This is a genomic window from Clostridium sp. SGI.024, assembly GCF_050315195.1.
Lineage (GTDB): Bacteria > Bacillota > Clostridia > Clostridiales > Clostridiaceae > Clostridium.
Map to the genome: position 1 here is coordinate 1 of NZ_JBNPON010000009.1, position 16,300 is coordinate 16,300.

General features: G+C 28.4%; 16 protein-coding genes and 1 tRNA gene. 6 read left to right on the forward strand and 11 right to left on the reverse strand.

The window, feature by feature from the left end; all coding sequences use genetic code 11:
* Window positions 1-40: 40 nt before the first annotated feature.
* Complete coding sequence (locus ACQRD5_RS04590; protein ID WP_427746538.1) at window positions 41-778, reverse strand: SDR family oxidoreductase; 738 nt, start codon at window positions 776-778, stop codon at window positions 41-43.
* A 278-nt stretch (window positions 779-1,056) separates the two neighbouring features.
* Here ACQRD5_RS04590 and ACQRD5_RS04595 point away from each other — a divergent pair.
* The 3 genes from ACQRD5_RS04595 (at window position 1,057) to ACQRD5_RS04605 (ending at window position 2,204) form a co-directional block, all read left to right on the forward strand.
* A tRNA-Met gene (locus ACQRD5_RS04595) sits at window positions 1,057-1,132 on the forward strand.
* A 99-nt stretch (window positions 1,133-1,231) separates the two neighbouring features.
* The gene (locus tag ACQRD5_RS04600; RefSeq protein ID WP_320627669.1) at window positions 1,232-1,867 is read left to right on the forward strand and encodes a hypothetical protein; all 636 of its coding nucleotides are present in this window, start codon (window positions 1,232-1,234) and stop codon (window positions 1,865-1,867) included.
* Between the two features lie 97 nt (window positions 1,868-1,964).
* Window positions 1,965-2,204: a hypothetical protein gene (locus ACQRD5_RS04605; RefSeq protein WP_291630316.1), complete on the forward strand. Its 240-nt coding sequence runs from the start codon at window positions 1,965-1,967 to the stop codon at window positions 2,202-2,204.
* 139 nt (window positions 2,205-2,343) lie between these two features.
* On the opposite strand, the gene ACQRD5_RS04610 is transcribed toward ACQRD5_RS04605, so the two are convergent.
* From ACQRD5_RS04610 to ACQRD5_RS04620, 3 genes are all read right to left on the reverse strand, one after another.
* Window positions 2,344-3,900 (reverse strand): ABC-F family ATP-binding cassette domain-containing protein, encoded by a 1,557-nt coding sequence (locus ACQRD5_RS04610; protein WP_291630315.1) that lies wholly within the window; start codon window positions 3,898-3,900, stop codon window positions 2,344-2,346.
* Window positions 3,901-4,042: 142 nt separating this feature from the next.
* Window positions 4,043-4,600 (reverse strand): DUF3867 domain-containing protein, encoded by a 558-nt coding sequence (locus ACQRD5_RS04615; protein ID WP_291630313.1) that lies wholly within the window; start codon window positions 4,598-4,600, stop codon window positions 4,043-4,045.
* Window positions 4,601-4,713: 113 nt separating this feature from the next.
* Window positions 4,714-5,766 (reverse strand): ABC transporter substrate-binding protein, encoded by a 1,053-nt coding sequence (locus ACQRD5_RS04620; protein ID WP_291630312.1) that lies wholly within the window; start codon window positions 5,764-5,766, stop codon window positions 4,714-4,716.
* Window positions 5,767-5,967: 201 nt separating this feature from the next.
* On the opposite strand from ACQRD5_RS04620, the gene ACQRD5_RS04625 reads away from it, so the two are divergent.
* Together ACQRD5_RS04625 and ACQRD5_RS04630 are read left to right on the forward strand one after the other, a co-directional pair.
* Window positions 5,968-7,317 (forward strand): putative DNA modification/repair radical SAM protein, encoded by a 1,350-nt coding sequence (locus ACQRD5_RS04625; RefSeq protein WP_291630311.1) that lies wholly within the window; start codon window positions 5,968-5,970, stop codon window positions 7,315-7,317.
* Between the two features lie 12 nt (window positions 7,318-7,329).
* Window positions 7,330-8,073 carry a TIGR03915 family putative DNA repair protein gene (locus ACQRD5_RS04630; RefSeq protein ID WP_291630309.1) on the forward strand — a complete coding sequence of 248 codons (744 nt, stop codon included), beginning with the start codon at window positions 7,330-7,332 and terminating at the stop codon, window positions 8,071-8,073.
* 221 nt (window positions 8,074-8,294) lie between these two features.
* On the opposite strand, the gene ACQRD5_RS04635 is transcribed toward ACQRD5_RS04630, so the two are convergent.
* On the reverse strand, window positions 8,295-8,672 hold the full coding sequence (locus tag ACQRD5_RS04635) for a RidA family protein (protein WP_320901160.1): 378 nt from the start codon (window positions 8,670-8,672) through the stop codon (window positions 8,295-8,297).
* Window positions 8,673-8,874: 202 nt separating this feature from the next.
* Between ACQRD5_RS04635 and ACQRD5_RS04640 the strand changes: the two genes are divergently transcribed.
* Complete coding sequence (locus tag ACQRD5_RS04640) at window positions 8,875-9,897, forward strand: branched-chain amino acid aminotransferase (RefSeq protein ID WP_291630305.1); 1,023 nt, start codon at window positions 8,875-8,877, stop codon at window positions 9,895-9,897.
* Window positions 9,898-10,002: 105 nt separating this feature from the next.
* Here the strand turns inward: ACQRD5_RS04640 and ACQRD5_RS04645 are convergent, their stop codons facing one another.
* The 6 genes from ACQRD5_RS04645 to hemC form a co-directional block, all read right to left on the reverse strand.
* The gene (locus ACQRD5_RS04645) at window positions 10,003-10,785 is read right to left on the reverse strand and encodes a formate/nitrite transporter family protein (protein WP_291630303.1); all 783 of its coding nucleotides are present in this window, start codon (window positions 10,783-10,785) and stop codon (window positions 10,003-10,005) included.
* A 101-nt stretch (window positions 10,786-10,886) separates the two neighbouring features.
* Window positions 10,887-11,666, reverse strand: coding sequence for a sirohydrochlorin cobaltochelatase (locus ACQRD5_RS04650; RefSeq protein WP_291630301.1), 780 nt, complete (start codon window positions 11,664-11,666; stop codon window positions 10,887-10,889).
* 12 nt (window positions 11,667-11,678) lie between these two features.
* A complete protein-coding gene (gene hemL / locus ACQRD5_RS04655; protein ID WP_294167591.1) occupies window positions 11,679-12,956 on the reverse strand; it encodes a glutamate-1-semialdehyde 2,1-aminomutase in 1,278 nt (425 codons plus the stop codon).
* Window positions 12,957-12,959: 3 nt separating this feature from the next.
* Window positions 12,960-13,928: a porphobilinogen synthase gene (gene hemB, locus ACQRD5_RS04660; RefSeq protein WP_291630298.1), complete on the reverse strand. Its 969-nt coding sequence runs from the start codon at window positions 13,926-13,928 to the stop codon at window positions 12,960-12,962.
* Between the two features lies 1 nt (window position 13,929).
* Window positions 13,930-15,417 (reverse strand): uroporphyrinogen-III C-methyltransferase, encoded by a 1,488-nt coding sequence (gene cobA / locus ACQRD5_RS04665; protein ID WP_320901166.1) that lies wholly within the window; start codon window positions 15,415-15,417, stop codon window positions 13,930-13,932.
* A 4-nt stretch (window positions 15,418-15,421) separates the two neighbouring features.
* Window positions 15,422-16,297 (reverse strand): hydroxymethylbilane synthase, encoded by an 876-nt coding sequence (gene hemC / locus ACQRD5_RS04670; protein WP_427746539.1) that lies wholly within the window; start codon window positions 16,295-16,297, stop codon window positions 15,422-15,424.
* Window positions 16,298-16,300: the final 3 nt, after the last annotated feature.

Here is a 16,300-nt window from a genome sequence, read left to right on the forward strand (position 1 = left end):
TATAAAAAGAGCTAGCCTCTGCTAACTCTTATAGTTATCATTATTTATTATATTGCCAATTCCAATCACCATGATATATCATTCTTTTATTCATGCCACCATCAATTGTTATTGTTTCTCCTGTAATAAAATCTTGATTACAAAGATACATTACCATACTTGAAATATCCTTTGTATTTCCAACCTTTCCTGCTGGAATTGCAGCTTTATCAGTCTCAGTATAATTTTCATAATCACTAACATTAATCCAACCAGGTGCTATACAATTAACTAACACATGTGGTCCTAAGGAAATAGCTAAGGCATGTGTCAAAGCAACTATGCCCCCCTTTGCACTTGCATAAGCTTCACTATCAGGTTCTGATTGAAAAGCTCTTGATGAAGCAATATTTATAATTCTTCCTTTATTCTTTATCAGCTCATCCTTACATAGACGACTTAATTCATATGGAGCTTTTAACCCTACTGAAAGTACATAATCGAAGCCATCATAATCTAAATTAGATAAGATACCATTATTACCCCTACAAGCATTATTTACAAGAACATCAATTCTTTGTAGCTTCTTCATTGAAAATTCAACAAATTCCTTTAAACTATTTTTGTTTGCTACATCACCACAGTAATAAAATAAATTTGAATGTTCATTTGCAAATTCACTTGATAGCTTTTCATCAATATCCATAAAGCATACGTTATATCCAGCAGATAAAAAATCTAAACATATTTGTTTTCCAATTCCATGTGCTCCACCAGTTACTATAACTCCTTTTTGCATATTTTCTCTCCTCTCATTCTCCTTAAGTTATTTTAAAATTATAAATAAGTTTTACTTTAAAAACTTATTTATAATATTATTATACACTTATTAAGTAGACTTACAGATATTCGCTTTAAGTTAAATTTCTTATTTTATAGCATTTAACATGATATGACACTCTAAGATACCTCTTGTTCTCCTATGCCCTAATATGATGTTATATGATTTTGACATTAATGTTTACTAGTCATATACTAAGGATACAAGTTAGCTAAGCCGACATGTAAACTTAATATCGCGGGATGGAGCAGTTGGTAGCTCGTTGGGCTCATAACCCAAAGGTCGTAGGTTCAAGTCCTGCTCCCGCAACCAAAACCAAACCTTACTCTTACTGTAAGGTTTTTTATTATTAAAAAAAACTCTATTAAAATTTTTAATCATTTAGATCATTATGAAAGAAGGAAATATTTAATGAATTATAAAACTTTTAAAAATAAATTTGAAATTAAAGGTCCCATTGCTTATGGCACTGCTTTAAAGAAAGATGGAAGTGAATTAGTTTTTCAAATAGATGCTGATGATGTTGAAAAAATACAATCCATGGGAACTTGGTTTGCTGAATGGCATAAAGACTTTAATGCTTATACAATTCAAAACATAAGTAAGTCAAGCGAACCTAAGCCTTTAAAGCAAAGTCTTCAAACTGTTGTTTTAAATACTAGCCCAAAAGCTCCTATTAAACATATTAATGGAAATATGCTAGATAACAGAAAAGATAATTTAGAAATAATCCAAAGGAACCAAAAAAATCAATATGAAAAAGTTGATGATAACACTATTTCTATAATTCTAACTAATAAATACGGCATCCAACATTCTAAGGCATTAATTTCTTCTGAAGATTTAAATGCCATTATAACTGATGAATTTAGTTGGGTTGAATATAAGAAAAATGGAGTTATTACTGTTATTGCCAATACTCCAAAAGGTAGAATTCATTTAGATAAGCTTATAATGAATCCTAATGAATCTGAAATTGTGCATCACATCAACTTAAATCCTCTAGATTGTAGACGTAGTAACTTAGAAAAGAAAATAATTGAATAATATTCGTTGGTAACTATTGTTACATACTAATTAAAAATTTTTGTGTATAATTACTAATAAGAATACTATTAATTAAGACTTTAGGAGGATAAAAAATATGAGTTGTGGTTGTGGAACAAGTAACAAAGATGGAAAAGCAATTGTTGATAGATTAAGAGAAAAAGGAAAAGCAAATTTAAAGCTAGATACTCCTTATTCAATAAAATGTACATGTGGAGAAAGTGTTACAATTGAGACTTTTGTAACTGTTTGTCCAAATTGTAAAATGACTTATGCAATTACTCCATGTTCTCAAAATGATATAAATAATATAAAAGAAGCAGGTATTAATTATTAATTAAGGGGCTATCACACTAATTTTTAGTGCGATAGCCCCTTCAACAGTCAAAAGAAATTCAGATTGAATTTCTCCACAACTCTTCACTTTTACTTCTTAGTTATTAATTAAATTTACTTCTTAGTTATTCACTAAATCCTTACACGATTTTTGTAGTCCAATCCTCACAATTCCATACTTCTGTTACTACATCTCTGTAGAATTCTGGTTCGTGGGATACTAGTAATATTGATCCCTTATATTCTTTTAATGCTCTCTTTAATTCTTCTTTTGCATCTACATCTAAGTGATTTGTAGGCTCATCAAGGATTAATATATTTGTTTCTGTATTTAATATCTTACATAGTCTTACCTTTGCCGCTTCTCCACCTGATAATACCATTATCTTTGATTCTAATTGCTTATTAGTTAATCCACATTTAGCAAGAGCTGCTCTTATTTCATATTGAGTTTTGCTTGGAAACTCCTGCCACACTTCTTCTATACAAGTATTTGTATTTTTTTCTCTATCTTCTTGTTCAAAGTATCCAATGTGTTGATAATCTCCTAAATGAACTTCTCCACTTAAAGGTTGTATCTTTCCAAGTAAGCTTTTTAATAATGTAGATTTACCAAGTCCATTTGCTCCAACTAAAGCTATTTTTTGTCCTCTTTCCATATATAGATTTAATGGCTTTGTAAGAGGTGAATCATATCCTATAACTAAATCCTTAGTTTCAAATATAGTCTTTCCTGAAGTTCTTGCAATTTTAAAGTTAAACTCTGGCTTTGGTTTTTCTTTTGAAAGTTCTATAACTTCCATCTTATCTAATTTCTTTTGTCTAGACTTAGCCATATTAGCTGTTGCAACATTTGCCTTATTTCTTGCAACGAAGTCTTCTAATCTAGCTATTTCCTTTTGTTGCTTTTCATAAGCTGCTTCTAACCTCTTTTTATTTTCATCATATAATCTCTTAAACTCATAATAATCTCCAACATATCTTGTTAGTTTTCTTTCTTCTACATGGTAAATTAAGTTAACTACTGAATTTAAGAATGGTATATCGTGAGAAATTAAAATAAATGCATTTTCGTAATTTTGAAGATATCTCTTAAGCCATTCAATATGTTCTTCATCTAAATAGTTAGTAGGCTCATCTAGAAGTAATATATCTGGATTTTGAAGCAATAACTTACCTAAAAGTATCTTAGTTCTTTGTCCACCTGATAAATCATCTACATCTCTTTCTAAACCTAAATCTAACAGTCCAAGTCCTTTAGCAACTTCTTCTACCTTTGCATCTATAATATAAAATCCATTATGATCTAATAAATCTTGAATAACTGCAGTTCTATCTAACATTTTTTCTAATTCTTCTGGTGTACAATCTCCCATTTTTTCATAAAGAGAATTCATTTCTGTTTCTAAATCAAAAAGATATTTAAAGGCATCTCTTAATGCATCTCTAATGCTTTGTCCTTTTTCTAAAGCTGCATGTTGATCCATATATCCAACTCTAACGTTATTTGACCAAATAACTTTACCTTCATCTGGCATAAGTTTATCTGTAACTATATTCATAAAAGTTGATTTACCTTCACCATTTGCTCCAATTAAACCAACATGTTCTCCCTTTAATAATCTAAAGGACACATCTTCAAAAATAGCTCTATCTCCAAAGCCATGGCTCATATCTTTAACTGTTAATACACTCATTTATATCCTCCTACATTTGTATCTATTTAATAATTTTTTTCTAAATTTGTTCTATTTAATCATAAAAATAAGGCATGATTAATTTCATACCTTATTTATTATAAACTATAATCTAAGAAAATAAATATATTTTTTAGCAATTTTAGTATTCATATTCTTTAACATTTTCACAGATAGTAATAACTAAGTTTTTATCATTTACTACCTTCTTATAAGAACATAAAAATTCATTTAACTCGATATCAGTTAAGTCTATTTTACCTTCACTTGTTAATATAACTTCTTCGTTTTCTGTTAAGATTTTTAAGTTATTTTTTTCATTAGAAATATAATAATTATTGACTGTTGAAACTCTTAACCTATCCTTATATTTTTCTTGAAAGCTCATATTCTTTCTTATTTTTTCAACATCTTCTGCACCTGGAATAACATTATTTAATCCTAATGTCTTAAGTTGTTCTTCTAAACCTGAGGCATCAAATCCATACCTTTCCATAAGCTTAGTTTGCATCTTTAGGAACTTATCTTGAGATATGTTGTTTTCTTCCATATATTCCATCATTTTTTTTGTAAAGTCTGACATATTTAACTTTCCAGAAGACATATCATAATACAAGTTATAAATATATGATTCAAATTTATCTACATCTTTATCATTTACTCTATTCTTTATCTCATTAAAATCTATAATTCTATCCATAGTATTAATCAGCTCCTATATTCTTAATAGATGTTATTAATATTATACTATTATTAGCTTTAATATTCCATTAACTTTACTTAATATTAATTAAATTTTTTATTAAAAATTAATTAATCAGCTGTTTTTACTGTATTCCAAACTTCTTCATATAGTTTAAGCTTATCTTGTGGTAAATATTGATAAATTTCACATCTATCCATTACATCTTTAGGCATATATGCCCCCTTATTATTTCTTACTTCTTCTGGTTGCTCTTCCATAGCTAATTTATTAGGAGTGGTGTATCCTATTTCTTCAGCAATTTTATAAGCATTATCTTTATCACTTACAAAATTAATAAATTCTTCAGCTGTTGCCTTATCATTAGCATTTGCAGGTATTGCCCAAGAATCTAACCAATAGTTAGCTCCTTCTTTAGGAATTACATATTCTAAATTTTCATATTCATCAGCTAGAGTTAATCCTTCACCTGACCATATCATAGCAATAGCTGCTTCTCCTGAAGTCATTAAATCTTTAACTTCATCAGCACCATATTTTAAAACTAATGGTTTTTGTTTGATTAATAATTCTTTTGCTTCTTCTAACTCTTTTTCATCAGTTGAATTTAATGAATATCCTAGCTTTTTTAATGCCATTCCAATAGCATCTCTTTGAGCATCTAAAACGAAAATTTGTTTTTTATATTTTTCATTCCACATTATATCCCAACTGTTAACTGGCTCATCTACTAAATCCTTATTATATATAATTCCTATAGTTCCATTCATATATGGTACAGTATATTCGTTATTTGGATCAAAAGGCTGCCCCATGTCACTTTCATTCATTTGTTCTAAATTAGGAATTTTATCCTTATCTATTTTTTGAAGTAACCCTTCTTGTATCATTCTATCAGCCATATAATCAGCTACTAAAACAGCATCCCATTTTGTCTTACCTGAAGCAACTTCTATGTACATTGTTTCCATATCATCAAAGGTTTTATAGTTAACTTTTACATTATACTTTTCTTCAAATTCTTTTATTATTCCATCTGCTATGTTTTCACCGTAGTTTAATACATTTATAGTTTTCTTATCACTTTTCTTACATCCTGCAAAAAGACCACAAACTAATATTAAGCTACAAACTAAAGCAGTAATCTTAATAGATTTTTTCATATTAATCTTCCTTTCATTCCAATAATTCTTTAGCAATAATTATTATAAAATACATTATACATATTTCAAGCAAAATGTAAAAATAATTATAGAAATATTAATATACACCTTTATTATACTTAATTCAATATTACATATTTATATTGATTTGAGAACATTTGTTCGATATAATTAAATAAAGTACTTTAGGTAGGTGGTTTTATGAATATAAAAGAAAAACTTAATATCCTTTCAGCAGCTGCTAAATATGATGTTTCCTGCTCTTCTTCAGGATCTAACAGAAAAAATACTAATAATGGCTTAGGAAATGCTGAAAGTAGTGGTATATGTCATAGCTTTGCTGCAGATGGGAGATGTATTTCTCTTTTAAAAATCTTATTGACTAATTACTGTATTTATAACTGTAAATATTGTATTAATGCTTCGTCTAAAGATGTTCCAAGAGCTGCCTTTACTCCTGAAGAAGTTGTAGAATTAACTATTAATTTTTATAAAAGAAATTATATTGAAGGACTTTTCTTAAGTTCTGCAATTTTTAAAAATCCTAATTACACTATGGAACTTTTACTTTCTGTAGTTAAAAAACTTCGTATAGATGAAAATTTTAATGGATATATTCATTTAAAAGCTATACCTGGTGCAGATGAAACCTTAATAAAAGAAGCTGGAAAGTATGTAGATAGAATGAGTGTAAATATAGAGCTTCCTTCAGCTTCAAGCTTAAAGCTCCTTGCACCACAAAAAACTAAAGAAAACATTTTAGCTCCAATGGGTATTATTAAAAATTCTATAATTGAAAATAAAGATTTAAAAAGAAATATAAGATCTACTCCATTATTTGTTCCTGGTGGTCAAAGTACACAACTTATTGTAGGTGCTACCCCAGAAAGCGATTATAAAATATTAAATTTATCAGAAAACTTATATAATAAATTTGATTTAAAAAGAGTTTATTACTCTGCCTATGTTCCTGTTGTTAAAAATGAAAAGGCTTTACCTGACATAATACATCCACCCCTAGTTAGAGAACATAGACTTTATCAAGCAGATTGGTTATTAAGATTTTATGGTTTTAAAGCAAAGGAATTGCTAAAAGATGAAAATGAAAATTTTGATTTAAATTTTGATCCTAAGACTTCATGGGCTTTAAATAATATTAATAATTTCCCTATGGAAGTAAATAAGGTATCCTATGATGAACTACTTAGAATTCCTGGTATAGGACTTCGCTCAGCAAGAAAAATACTCATTGCTAGAAGAGTTCACTCTCTTTCCTTTGAGGACTTAAAAAAAATCGGTGTAGTCTTAAAAAGAGCCAAGTATTTTATTACATGTAGAGGTAAGTATTACGGAGATGTATCCTTTAATGATGAAAACATAAGAACAAGATTACTTTATATGGATAAGCCAAAGATTGATGATGATAATTCAGAGCAAATGTCTTTCTTTGATAATATCTACAGTAAATCTAAAAATAATATTTTTCTTCCTGATAGTAAGCCTATAGTTCTACCTAAGGATAAAAATACTTCTATAACTGGTGAAATATAAGGTGGTGAGAAAATGTTGAAATTAATATATGAAGATTCTTTTCAAGGTTTTTTAACTGCAATTTATTATGCTTTTTATTCAAAAAATCAAGTAACTTCAATAGATACGGATAATTATACTAATGTTGATATGCTAACTACAGTAAAATATTTAGAAACTGATATGGAAAAGTATGAAAAAGTTAAAGATGCTATTGTAATAAAAATTGATCCTCTTGCTTTAAAGAAAATATATACCCTTTACTTATCAAATAATATAAATAAAGGTATGATATGTTACAAGTATTTAAAAACTGCTTTTAATCTTGGAAGCGATATTCATAAACACCTATATTTAGATGTTGTTCGTGAAGTTAATTTAATTGAAAGAAAAGTAACACTAGAATCTCATAGATTTACTGGCTTTGTTAGATTTTCTTTAATTAACAATAAATTTTTATATTCATCTATTGAACCTGATAATAATATACTGGAGCTTATTTCTCCTCACTTTGAAAGAAGATTTTCTAATGAATATTGGATTATACATGATACTAAAAGAAATATAGCCTCTATTTACAATAAAGTTTCCTGGGAAATAATAGAGATGAATGAAGAGATTTATAATTCTCTAAAAAATTACAATGATGAATTTGAAGACCTTTGGAAAAATTACTTTAAATCTACTGCTATAAAAGAAAGAACTAATCCAAAACTTCAAAAAAGAATGATGCCGAAAAGATATTGGAAAAACTTAACTGAAACTAAAAATAAGTAATAGTTAAAAGGTAAGAAGTAAGAGTTTCTATTAAGTAAGAGTGAATAGGTAATAAGTAAGAGATTTGGTTGTTTTGCTTGGCAAAACCATTAATAAATTAAAAATGGGCTTAATAAAAATTAACTTTTATTAACAACCTTCCAACAATTAACTCTTAACTATTCCCTCTTCCCTATTACATATTCCCTATTCACTATTCACTATTCACTATTCACTATTACCTATAAAGTAGCTATTGCTTCTATTTCAATTACACAGTCTTTTGGTAGTCTAGCAACTTCTACACAACTTCTTGCTGGTGGATTTTCTATAAAATATTCTCCGTAAACCTCATTAACTTGAGCAAAATCATTCATATCTTTAATAAATACTACTACCTTTACTACTTTTTCTAAGCTACTACCAGCTGCTTCTAAAATGGCCTTAACATTTTCTAAGGATTGCTTTGTAGCTTCTTTAATTTCTGTAACAACTTCTCCTGTAGATGGATTAACTGGTATTTGTCCTGATGTAAATATCATATCTCCTATTTTGATTCCTTGTGAATAAGGTCCAATTGCTGATGGAGCATTGCTTGTTGAAATAATTTCTTTTTTCATATTTAATACACTCCCTTTCTATCTAAAAAATTTTTAATTATATTAAATTTCATTAACATAATATTTTACCTAACTACAATATATATTTTTTCATTAAAAACTTCAATATAAAATAAATTTTATATTTTTTTATTAAAAAGTTTATTATTTTGTTAACAAGTGGTAAAATAATATATAAAATCACAAACTGGAGGTAAAATTTATGAATAAAAGTGTTAATATCGATTGGAATAACCTTGGTTTTAGTTATATTAAAACTGACTATAGATATATATCAGTTTGGAAAGATGGAAAATGGGACGAAGGTAAACTTACAGAAGACAATATGTTAAAAATAAGTGAAGCATCTACTGCTTTACATTATGGTCAACAATGTTTTGAAGGGTTAAAAGCTTATAGAAGAAAAGATGGTAAAATTCAATTATTTAGAGTTGATAGAAACGCTAATAGAATGAATGAAAGCACAAGAAAACTTCTTATGCCAGAAATACCCGTAGAAAAATTTATAGATGCTTGTATGCAAGTTGTAAAAGCTAATGAGCATTATGTTCCACCATATGGTACTGGAGCAACACTTTATTTAAGACCATTTATGATAGGAGTTGGAGATAATATTGGAGTTAAGCCTGCACCTGAATACATATTTTCAGTATTTGCTGTTCCAGTTGGTCCATATTTTAAAGAAGGTTTATCACCATGTAACTTTATGATTGCTGATTATGATAGAGCAGCTCCACAAGGTACAGGTGGACAAAAAGTTGGTGGAAACTATGCTGCTTCATTACATCCTCATCTATTAGCTGCTGAAAGAGGTTTTGCAGATTGTATTTATTTAGATCCTGCAACTCATACTAAAATAGAAGAAGTTGGTGCTGCTAATTTCTTTGGTATAACTAAAAACAATGAATTTGTTACACCAAAATCACCATCAATTTTACCAAGTATAACTAAATACTCTCTAATGGATATAGCTAGAGATTATTTAAAAATGCCTGTTTATGAAAGAGATGTTTATGTTGATAATCTTGATGAGTTTAAAGAAGCTGGGGCTTGTGGTACAGCTGCTGTAATAACTCCAATTGGCGGAATAGAATATAAAGATAAACTTCATGTTTTCTATAGCGAAAAAGAAGTAGGCCCTATAACAAAAGAGCTTTATAGAATTCTTTGTGGAATTCAATTTGGTGATATTGAAGGACCAGAAGGCTGGGTATTTGAAGTATAGGATGGTGCTTTTGCACAATGTAAAATGTAGAATTAATGTAAAAACTCAATATAAACTTGCAATAACAAGTTTATATTGAGTTTTTTAATTTATAATTTATTCTTTCTATTCTTCTTTATGTCCACTTGTAATAAAATAATATGGTAAAGCTAAGAATAACACTCCACCAATAAAGTTACCAATGGAAACTAAAATAATATTGTATGCATATCCTCCTAAGGTTATTGTTGAAGGATCTATTAAATATCCCATAGCTAAAAAGCTCATATTTGCGACACTATGTTCAAAGCCTGCTGTTATAAAAGTAAATAAACACCAAAATATCATTAAGATTTTAGCTGTCTCTTCTTTTAATTTATAACACATCCACACTGCCAAGCAAACTAATATATTACATAATATTCCCTTTATTATTAATTGTTCTGCTGGAGTATTTATCTTAGCCAAAGCGTTACTAACAATAAACTCTCCTATATATTCACTTTTTCCACTTGTTAGACCTGCACTAATAAATAAGACTGCTCCAAGTATACCTCCTAGTATATTACCAATCCAACTTGCAAACCAAATCTTAATTGCATCTATCCAAGTTACAGTTTTTTCTAAAGCACCCATAGTCATAATCATGGCATTACTAGTAAATAAATCTCCTCCTGCCATTAAAACTAAACTAAGTGCTACTCCAAAAGATGCTCCCATAAGAATTTTATATGTATTTACTTCATTATGATGCATTATTCCACCAATTGAATAAATAAGCATAATACCTAAGCTTACAAATAAGCTTCCAAGCATTGCACTTATAATGTACTTTGCTTTACTACTTTTTAATAAATTACTTTTAACCTCAGCTGAATGGGCTAAGCTGCTAATTTCTTTACTGTACATGATACACCCCACTACATCATCCTTATATTTTCATAGGTTACTTATTTTTTACCTAAAACATTTTATTACGAAAAATAAAGTTTTGCAATTAAAAGTTTATTTTATCTAATATTACTACTTATTAAACAAAGATAAAACTCTCTTATAATAGTATACTCTAAAAGAGATTTCTTTATAGGATTTACTGAAATATTATTTTCTAGAAATATGCTTTGCCAAGAATTCTTATCTCCAAAAATATCTCTTACAATATGATTTCCTGGAAGCATAAGTATAGGCAATAATGAAATATCAGTAATTTCATTTTTTATAAGTTCTTTTAATATTTCATCTTTTTTCTTTTCACCTTCCAAAGTTCCTAAGAAAACATTTTTAAATCCTCTTTCCATAAAAATATTTCTTAAGTAATTATAGCTTTCTGTATTTATAGTTTTAGAACCATGTCCTACTAAAACTAGATTTTGATTTTTATCTAATTCTTTTTCCATTGAATCAACTATTAAATTACATCCTTCTATAATTTCATTTTCATTATTCCCCATAATAACATTTCCTAAAGTTAGTTTTAAAAAGGAGTAACTGTATTCTTTTATAGTATTTAAAATAGATAAATACTCCCTACCTTCAATTATATGTAAAGGCTGGATATATACTTCTCTGTATCCGTCATTACTTAAATTAAATAGTACCTCTTCTAATCTAGGTACTATTTTCCCATGTTTATTAAATAAAATATTTGCTATACTTCTAGAAGTAAAGGCTTTACATACCTTATACCTTCCATTAAAATATTCCCTTATTTCATCTTCAAAGTCTTCCATTACTTTTAAGCCATCTAAATTAGTTGTTCCAAAAGAAACAATTATAATTGCTTTTGCCATAAAACCTCTCTTTTATATGTTAAAACTTCTGAAGGCTTCTAAGAATTTATTAATATGCTCTTCGGTATGAACAACACTTAAGAATAGTGCTTCATATTGTGAAGGTGGTATATTAATTCCATTTTTTATCATATGTTTAAAATACTTTTTAAATATTTCTTCATTACAAGTCTTAACATCATCATATTTTTTTATTTCTTTTAAATTTGTAAAGAAAATAGTAAGCATTCCACCTTCTCTATTAATAGTAAGGGGGATTTTCTTTTCCTTTGCTATTTCTATTATTCCATCTTCTAATAACTTGCCTAAGTAATTAATCTTTTCATAGTATTCTTCTTTATTCTTTTTTATTTTATTTAAGGTTGCTATTCCAGCAGCCATAACTATTGGATTTCCTGACATAGTTCCAGCTTGATAGACTTCTCCTAAGGGTGATAAACCTTCCATTATTTCTTTTTTACCACCATAGGCACCACATGGAAGACCTCCACCAATTATCTTAGCATATGTAACTAAATCTGGCTTAACACTAAATAATTTTTGTGCACCTTCAAAGGAAACTCTAAAGCCACTCATTACTTCATCAAAAATTAATAAAGCACCATATTTATCACATAGCTCCCTTAAAAGATTCATAAATTCCTCTTCTGCTTTAATTACTCCCATATTACCTGCTACTGGCTCTATAATTACTCCTGCTATGTCATCCCCATAATTATCAAATAAACTTTTTATACTTTCATTATCATTGTAAACTCCAATTAAAGTGTTTTTTATACTATCTTCTGGTACTCCTAAAGAGCCTGGTATCCCATTAGTAAGCACTCCTGAGCCTGCCTCTACTAAAAATCCATCAAAATGCCCATGATAACATCCAGCAAATTTTATTATTTTATTCTTTTTAGTATAACCTCTTGCAAGCTTTATAGCGCTCATTGTTGCTTCTGTTCCTGAATTAACCATTCTTACCATATCAATATTCTCTAAGTTTTTACATAAAAATTTAGACATAATAAGCTCTAATTCTGTTGGTGCTCCAAAAGCTATTGCACTTTCAGATGTTTCTTTAATTGCTTTTATTACATCTTTATCACAATGACCTAATATCATAGGACCCCATGCCAATACAAAATCTATATATTCTTTACCTTCTTCATCTACTATTATTGCTCCCTTACCACTTTTTATAATTGGTGGTGTCATTCCAGTATTTTTATAAGATCTAACTGGAGAATTAACTCCGCCAGGCATATATTTCTTAGATTCATGGAATATTACATCATTTCTCATAGCTTAATTCTCCTTTAACCATCTTACAGCATCTAAAGCAAAGTATGTTATTATCATATCAGCTCCAGCTCTTTTCATAGAAAGTAACATCTCTAAGGCAACTGATTTTTCATTTATTAATCCTGCTTCTGCAGCTGCCTTAACCATTGCAAATTCTCCACTAACGTTATATGCACAAATAGGTACATTTACTTTTTCCTTCGCCCTTCTAATAATATCTAAATAAGACATTGCAGGCTTAACCATAATTATATCTGCACCTTCTTTAATATCCCACTCTATTTCTTTTATGGCTTCTTCAGAATTTGCTGGATCCATTTGATAAGTTTTTCTATCACCAAATTGAGGAGCAGAATGAGCTGCTTCTCTAAAAGGTCCATAAAAAGCAGAAGAATACTTAGCAGCATAACTCATTATAGCTACATTTTCATAATTATGTTTATCTAAAGCTTCTCTTATATATCCTATTCTTCCATCCATCATGTCAGAAGGTGCTACCATATTTGCACCTGCCCTTGCATAAGATAAAGATATCTTTCCTAATACTTCAAGAGTTTTATCATTATCTACTTCATTTCCATTTAATATTCCACAATGTCCATGACTAGTATATTGACACATACAAACATCAGCAATTATATATAAATCTTTAGAAATTTCTCTTACTTTTCTTATGGCTTTTTGTACAATTCCATTATCATTATAACTTTCTGAACCACAATCATCCTTATGATCTGGAATTCCGAACAGAATTATCCCTTTAATATTATTTTTTTCAACTTCATTAATTATTTCTGGAAGTCTATCAATTGACCAATGATAATTTCCTTTCATAGATGATATTTCTTCTTTTTTATTATCACCTTCAATAACAAATATTGGGAATATAAAATCATTTGAAGTTAATATATTTTCTCTTACTAAATCTCTAATAGCTGCTGTTGCTCTTAATCTTCTTCCCCTATTTATCATTTTATTCACCTTTACTTTCTTTATTTGCTTTATATATCTCTACTATTTCCTCTAAGAAACCATCTTCAGAATGTTTTCTGCAAGTATAGCCATTAATATCATTTTCTTTTAATGCTTTAAAGGTTTGTGGCCCTATAGCTATACTGTACTTTTCTTTAATCTTTTCAATTCCAAATAAATTTATCATATTATTTACTGTACTTGGACTAGTATATAGAATATAATCAACCTCTTCAAAGGCTTTTTCATTTTTTACTTTTCCACAAACTGTGTTATATGCATGAATTCTATCCACTACTAGCCCTAATTTTTCTATTTCATCTTTTAAATAACTTCTACTTTCTGAAGAACAAGGAAGTAATACTTTTTCCCCTTCTATTAAATGTGGTTTTAAGGCTTTAAATAAGCCTTCTCCAATAAACTCTCTTCCCATAATAAAGGCTTGAACTCCTCTTTTTTCAAGAGCTTTTCTTGTAGCCTTACCAACTACTGAAAATTTAGCTTTTAATATTCTTATATCTATTTTGTTTTCTATTAAGTAATCAAAGAACATATTAACACCATTAACTGAAGTTAATATAATATGGTCATAATATGAAAGTTTATCTTTTATTTCATCTAAATTCTCTTTAGTAGATTCTATTTTTATTGAATTAATCTCTGTAACTTCAGCTCCTAATTCTCTCAATTTCTTTTTTAAATTAGATGATTGTTCCCTTGATCGTGTTACACAAACATTTAAACCAAATAATGGCTTTTTCTCATACCAATTAAGTTTATCATTTAAAGTAATAACTTCTCCAATAGCTATAATACATGGGGATTTTAATTTAGCTTCTTTAACTTTTTCTTGAATATTCCTTAATGTTCCTACTACTTTCTTTTGTTTTGAAGAAGTTCCTCTCATTATAACAGCAATATTTGTATCTTCATCTTTACCATTATCAATTAAGTTTTTGATTATTTCATTAAGGTTATTAAGGCCCATCATAAAGACTAAGGTTCCTTTTTCCTTTGCAAGAGCTTCCCAATTTATATTTTGTACTCCAGCAGTCATACCTGTAACTATATGAAAACTTTGAGCCATTCCTCTTTGTGTAATTGGAATACCTGCGTAATTTAAAACAGATATAGGAGATGTTACACCTGGAATAACTTCAAATTCAATATTATCATTTATTAAAGCTAATACCTCTTCTCCACCTCTTCCAAAAACATAAGGATCTCCACCTTTTATCCTACCAACTATATGACCTTTCTTAGCTAATTCAACTAAAGAATTATTAATCTCCTCTTGAGTTTTATAATGAGATCCTGGTTCTTTTCCACAATAATATATTTCACAATCTTCATTTAAGTAATTTAATATATTATTTGAAACTAATCTATCATATAAAACTGCTGTGCATTTTTTTAAAGATTCTACCGCTTTTAAAGTTAATAACTCTTCATCTCCTGGTCCTGTGCCAATAATATAAACCTTACTCATTTTATTATCCTTTCATTATTTCCTTTGCTAACTTAATACCAATTTCAATATGCTTATCTTTATTTCCTAATATATCTTTCTTTACTATTTTCCCGTTTCCTATATCAAAGGTACCTATCATATATAAATCATTGTCTTTAATTTCAGAATAAACACCTATTACGCTATGACATCCACCATTTAATTCCTTCATAAAGCCTCTTTCAGCTTCCACTGCTATTCGTACTTCTTTATTATCTAATTTTTTCAAACAGGAATTATATTCTCCATTGTGTAAAGCTTCTATACCTAAAGCCCCTTGACCTATGGCAGGTAAAAATATTTTAGGATCAAAATAATCTGTAATATAGCTTTCCATATTTAATCTTTTTAATCCAGCTGCTGCTAAAATAATTCCATCCATATTTTCACTTTCCATTTTTTGAAGTCTAGTTTGAACATTTCCTCTTATAGGAACTATATTTAAATCTTTTCTTAAATTTTTAAGCATTGCAGCTCTTCTAATACTACTAGTTCCTATAACAGCTCCTTCTTTTAATTCTTCAAAATGAATATTATTTCTAGATACAAATACATCTCTTATATCTTCTCTTTCAGGAATTGCAACAAGTTCAAATCCACTTGGTAGCTGAAAAGGTACATCCTTCATACTGTGAACTGCAGCATGAGCTTCTTTATTTAATAAAGCATACTCTATTTCTTTAACAAATAAACCTTTACCACCTATTTTATCTAAGGTTACATCTAACCTTTTATCTCCTTCAGTTACAACTAATAATTTTTTAGAATCTATATTATTTTTTTCTTTAATAAGTTGTATAACTCTATCAGCTTGAACTTGAGCTAAATTGCTTTTTCTAGTTGCGATTATTATCTCCATAAA

What these genes read in the sequence shown, in the direction of transcription:
- ACQRD5_RS04590 (WP_427746538.1), bottom strand. Translation starts at nt 778, where the DNA reads ATGCAAAAAGGAGTTATAGTAACTGGTGGAGCACATGGAATTGGAAAA.
- ACQRD5_RS04630 (WP_291630309.1), top strand. Translation starts at nt 7,330, where the DNA reads ATGTTGAAATTAATATATGAAGATTCTTTTCAAGGTTTTTTAACTGCA.
- ACQRD5_RS04645 (WP_291630303.1), bottom strand. Translation starts at nt 10,785, where the DNA reads ATGTACAGTAAAGAAATTAGCAGCTTAGCCCATTCAGCTGAGGTTAAA.
- ACQRD5_RS04650 (WP_291630301.1), bottom strand. Translation starts at nt 11,666, where the DNA reads ATGGCAAAAGCAATTATAATTGTTTCTTTTGGAACAACTAATTTAGAT.
- ACQRD5_RS04615 (WP_291630313.1), bottom strand. Translation starts at nt 4,600, where the DNA reads ATGGATAGAATTATAGATTTTAATGAGATAAAGAATAGAGTAAATGAT.
- ACQRD5_RS04635 (WP_320901160.1), bottom strand. Translation starts at nt 8,672, where the DNA reads ATGAAAAAAGAAATTATTTCAACAAGCAATGCTCCATCAGCAATTGGA.
- ACQRD5_RS04625 (WP_291630311.1), top strand. Translation starts at nt 5,968, where the DNA reads ATGAATATAAAAGAAAAACTTAATATCCTTTCAGCAGCTGCTAAATAT.
- hemC (WP_427746539.1), bottom strand. Translation starts at nt 16,297, where the DNA reads ATGGAGATAATAATCGCAACTAGAAAAAGCAATTTAGCTCAAGTTCAA.
- ACQRD5_RS04610 (WP_291630315.1), bottom strand. Translation starts at nt 3,900, where the DNA reads ATGAGTGTATTAACAGTTAAAGATATGAGCCATGGCTTTGGAGATAGA.
- cobA (WP_320901166.1), bottom strand. Translation starts at nt 15,417, where the DNA reads ATGAGTAAGGTTTATATTATTGGCACAGGACCAGGAGATGAAGAGTTA.
- hemL (WP_294167591.1), bottom strand. Translation starts at nt 12,956, where the DNA reads ATGAGAAATGATGTAATATTCCATGAATCTAAGAAATATATGCCTGGC.
- ACQRD5_RS04605 (WP_291630316.1), top strand. Translation starts at nt 1,965, where the DNA reads ATGAGTTGTGGTTGTGGAACAAGTAACAAAGATGGAAAAGCAATTGTT.
- ACQRD5_RS04620 (WP_291630312.1), bottom strand. Translation starts at nt 5,766, where the DNA reads ATGAAAAAATCTATTAAGATTACTGCTTTAGTTTGTAGCTTAATATTA.
- ACQRD5_RS04640 (WP_291630305.1), top strand. Translation starts at nt 8,875, where the DNA reads ATGAATAAAAGTGTTAATATCGATTGGAATAACCTTGGTTTTAGTTAT.
- hemB (WP_291630298.1), bottom strand. Translation starts at nt 13,928, where the DNA reads ATGATAAATAGGGGAAGAAGATTAAGAGCAACAGCAGCTATTAGAGAT.
- ACQRD5_RS04600 (WP_320627669.1), top strand. Translation starts at nt 1,232, where the DNA reads ATGAATTATAAAACTTTTAAAAATAAATTTGAAATTAAAGGTCCCATT.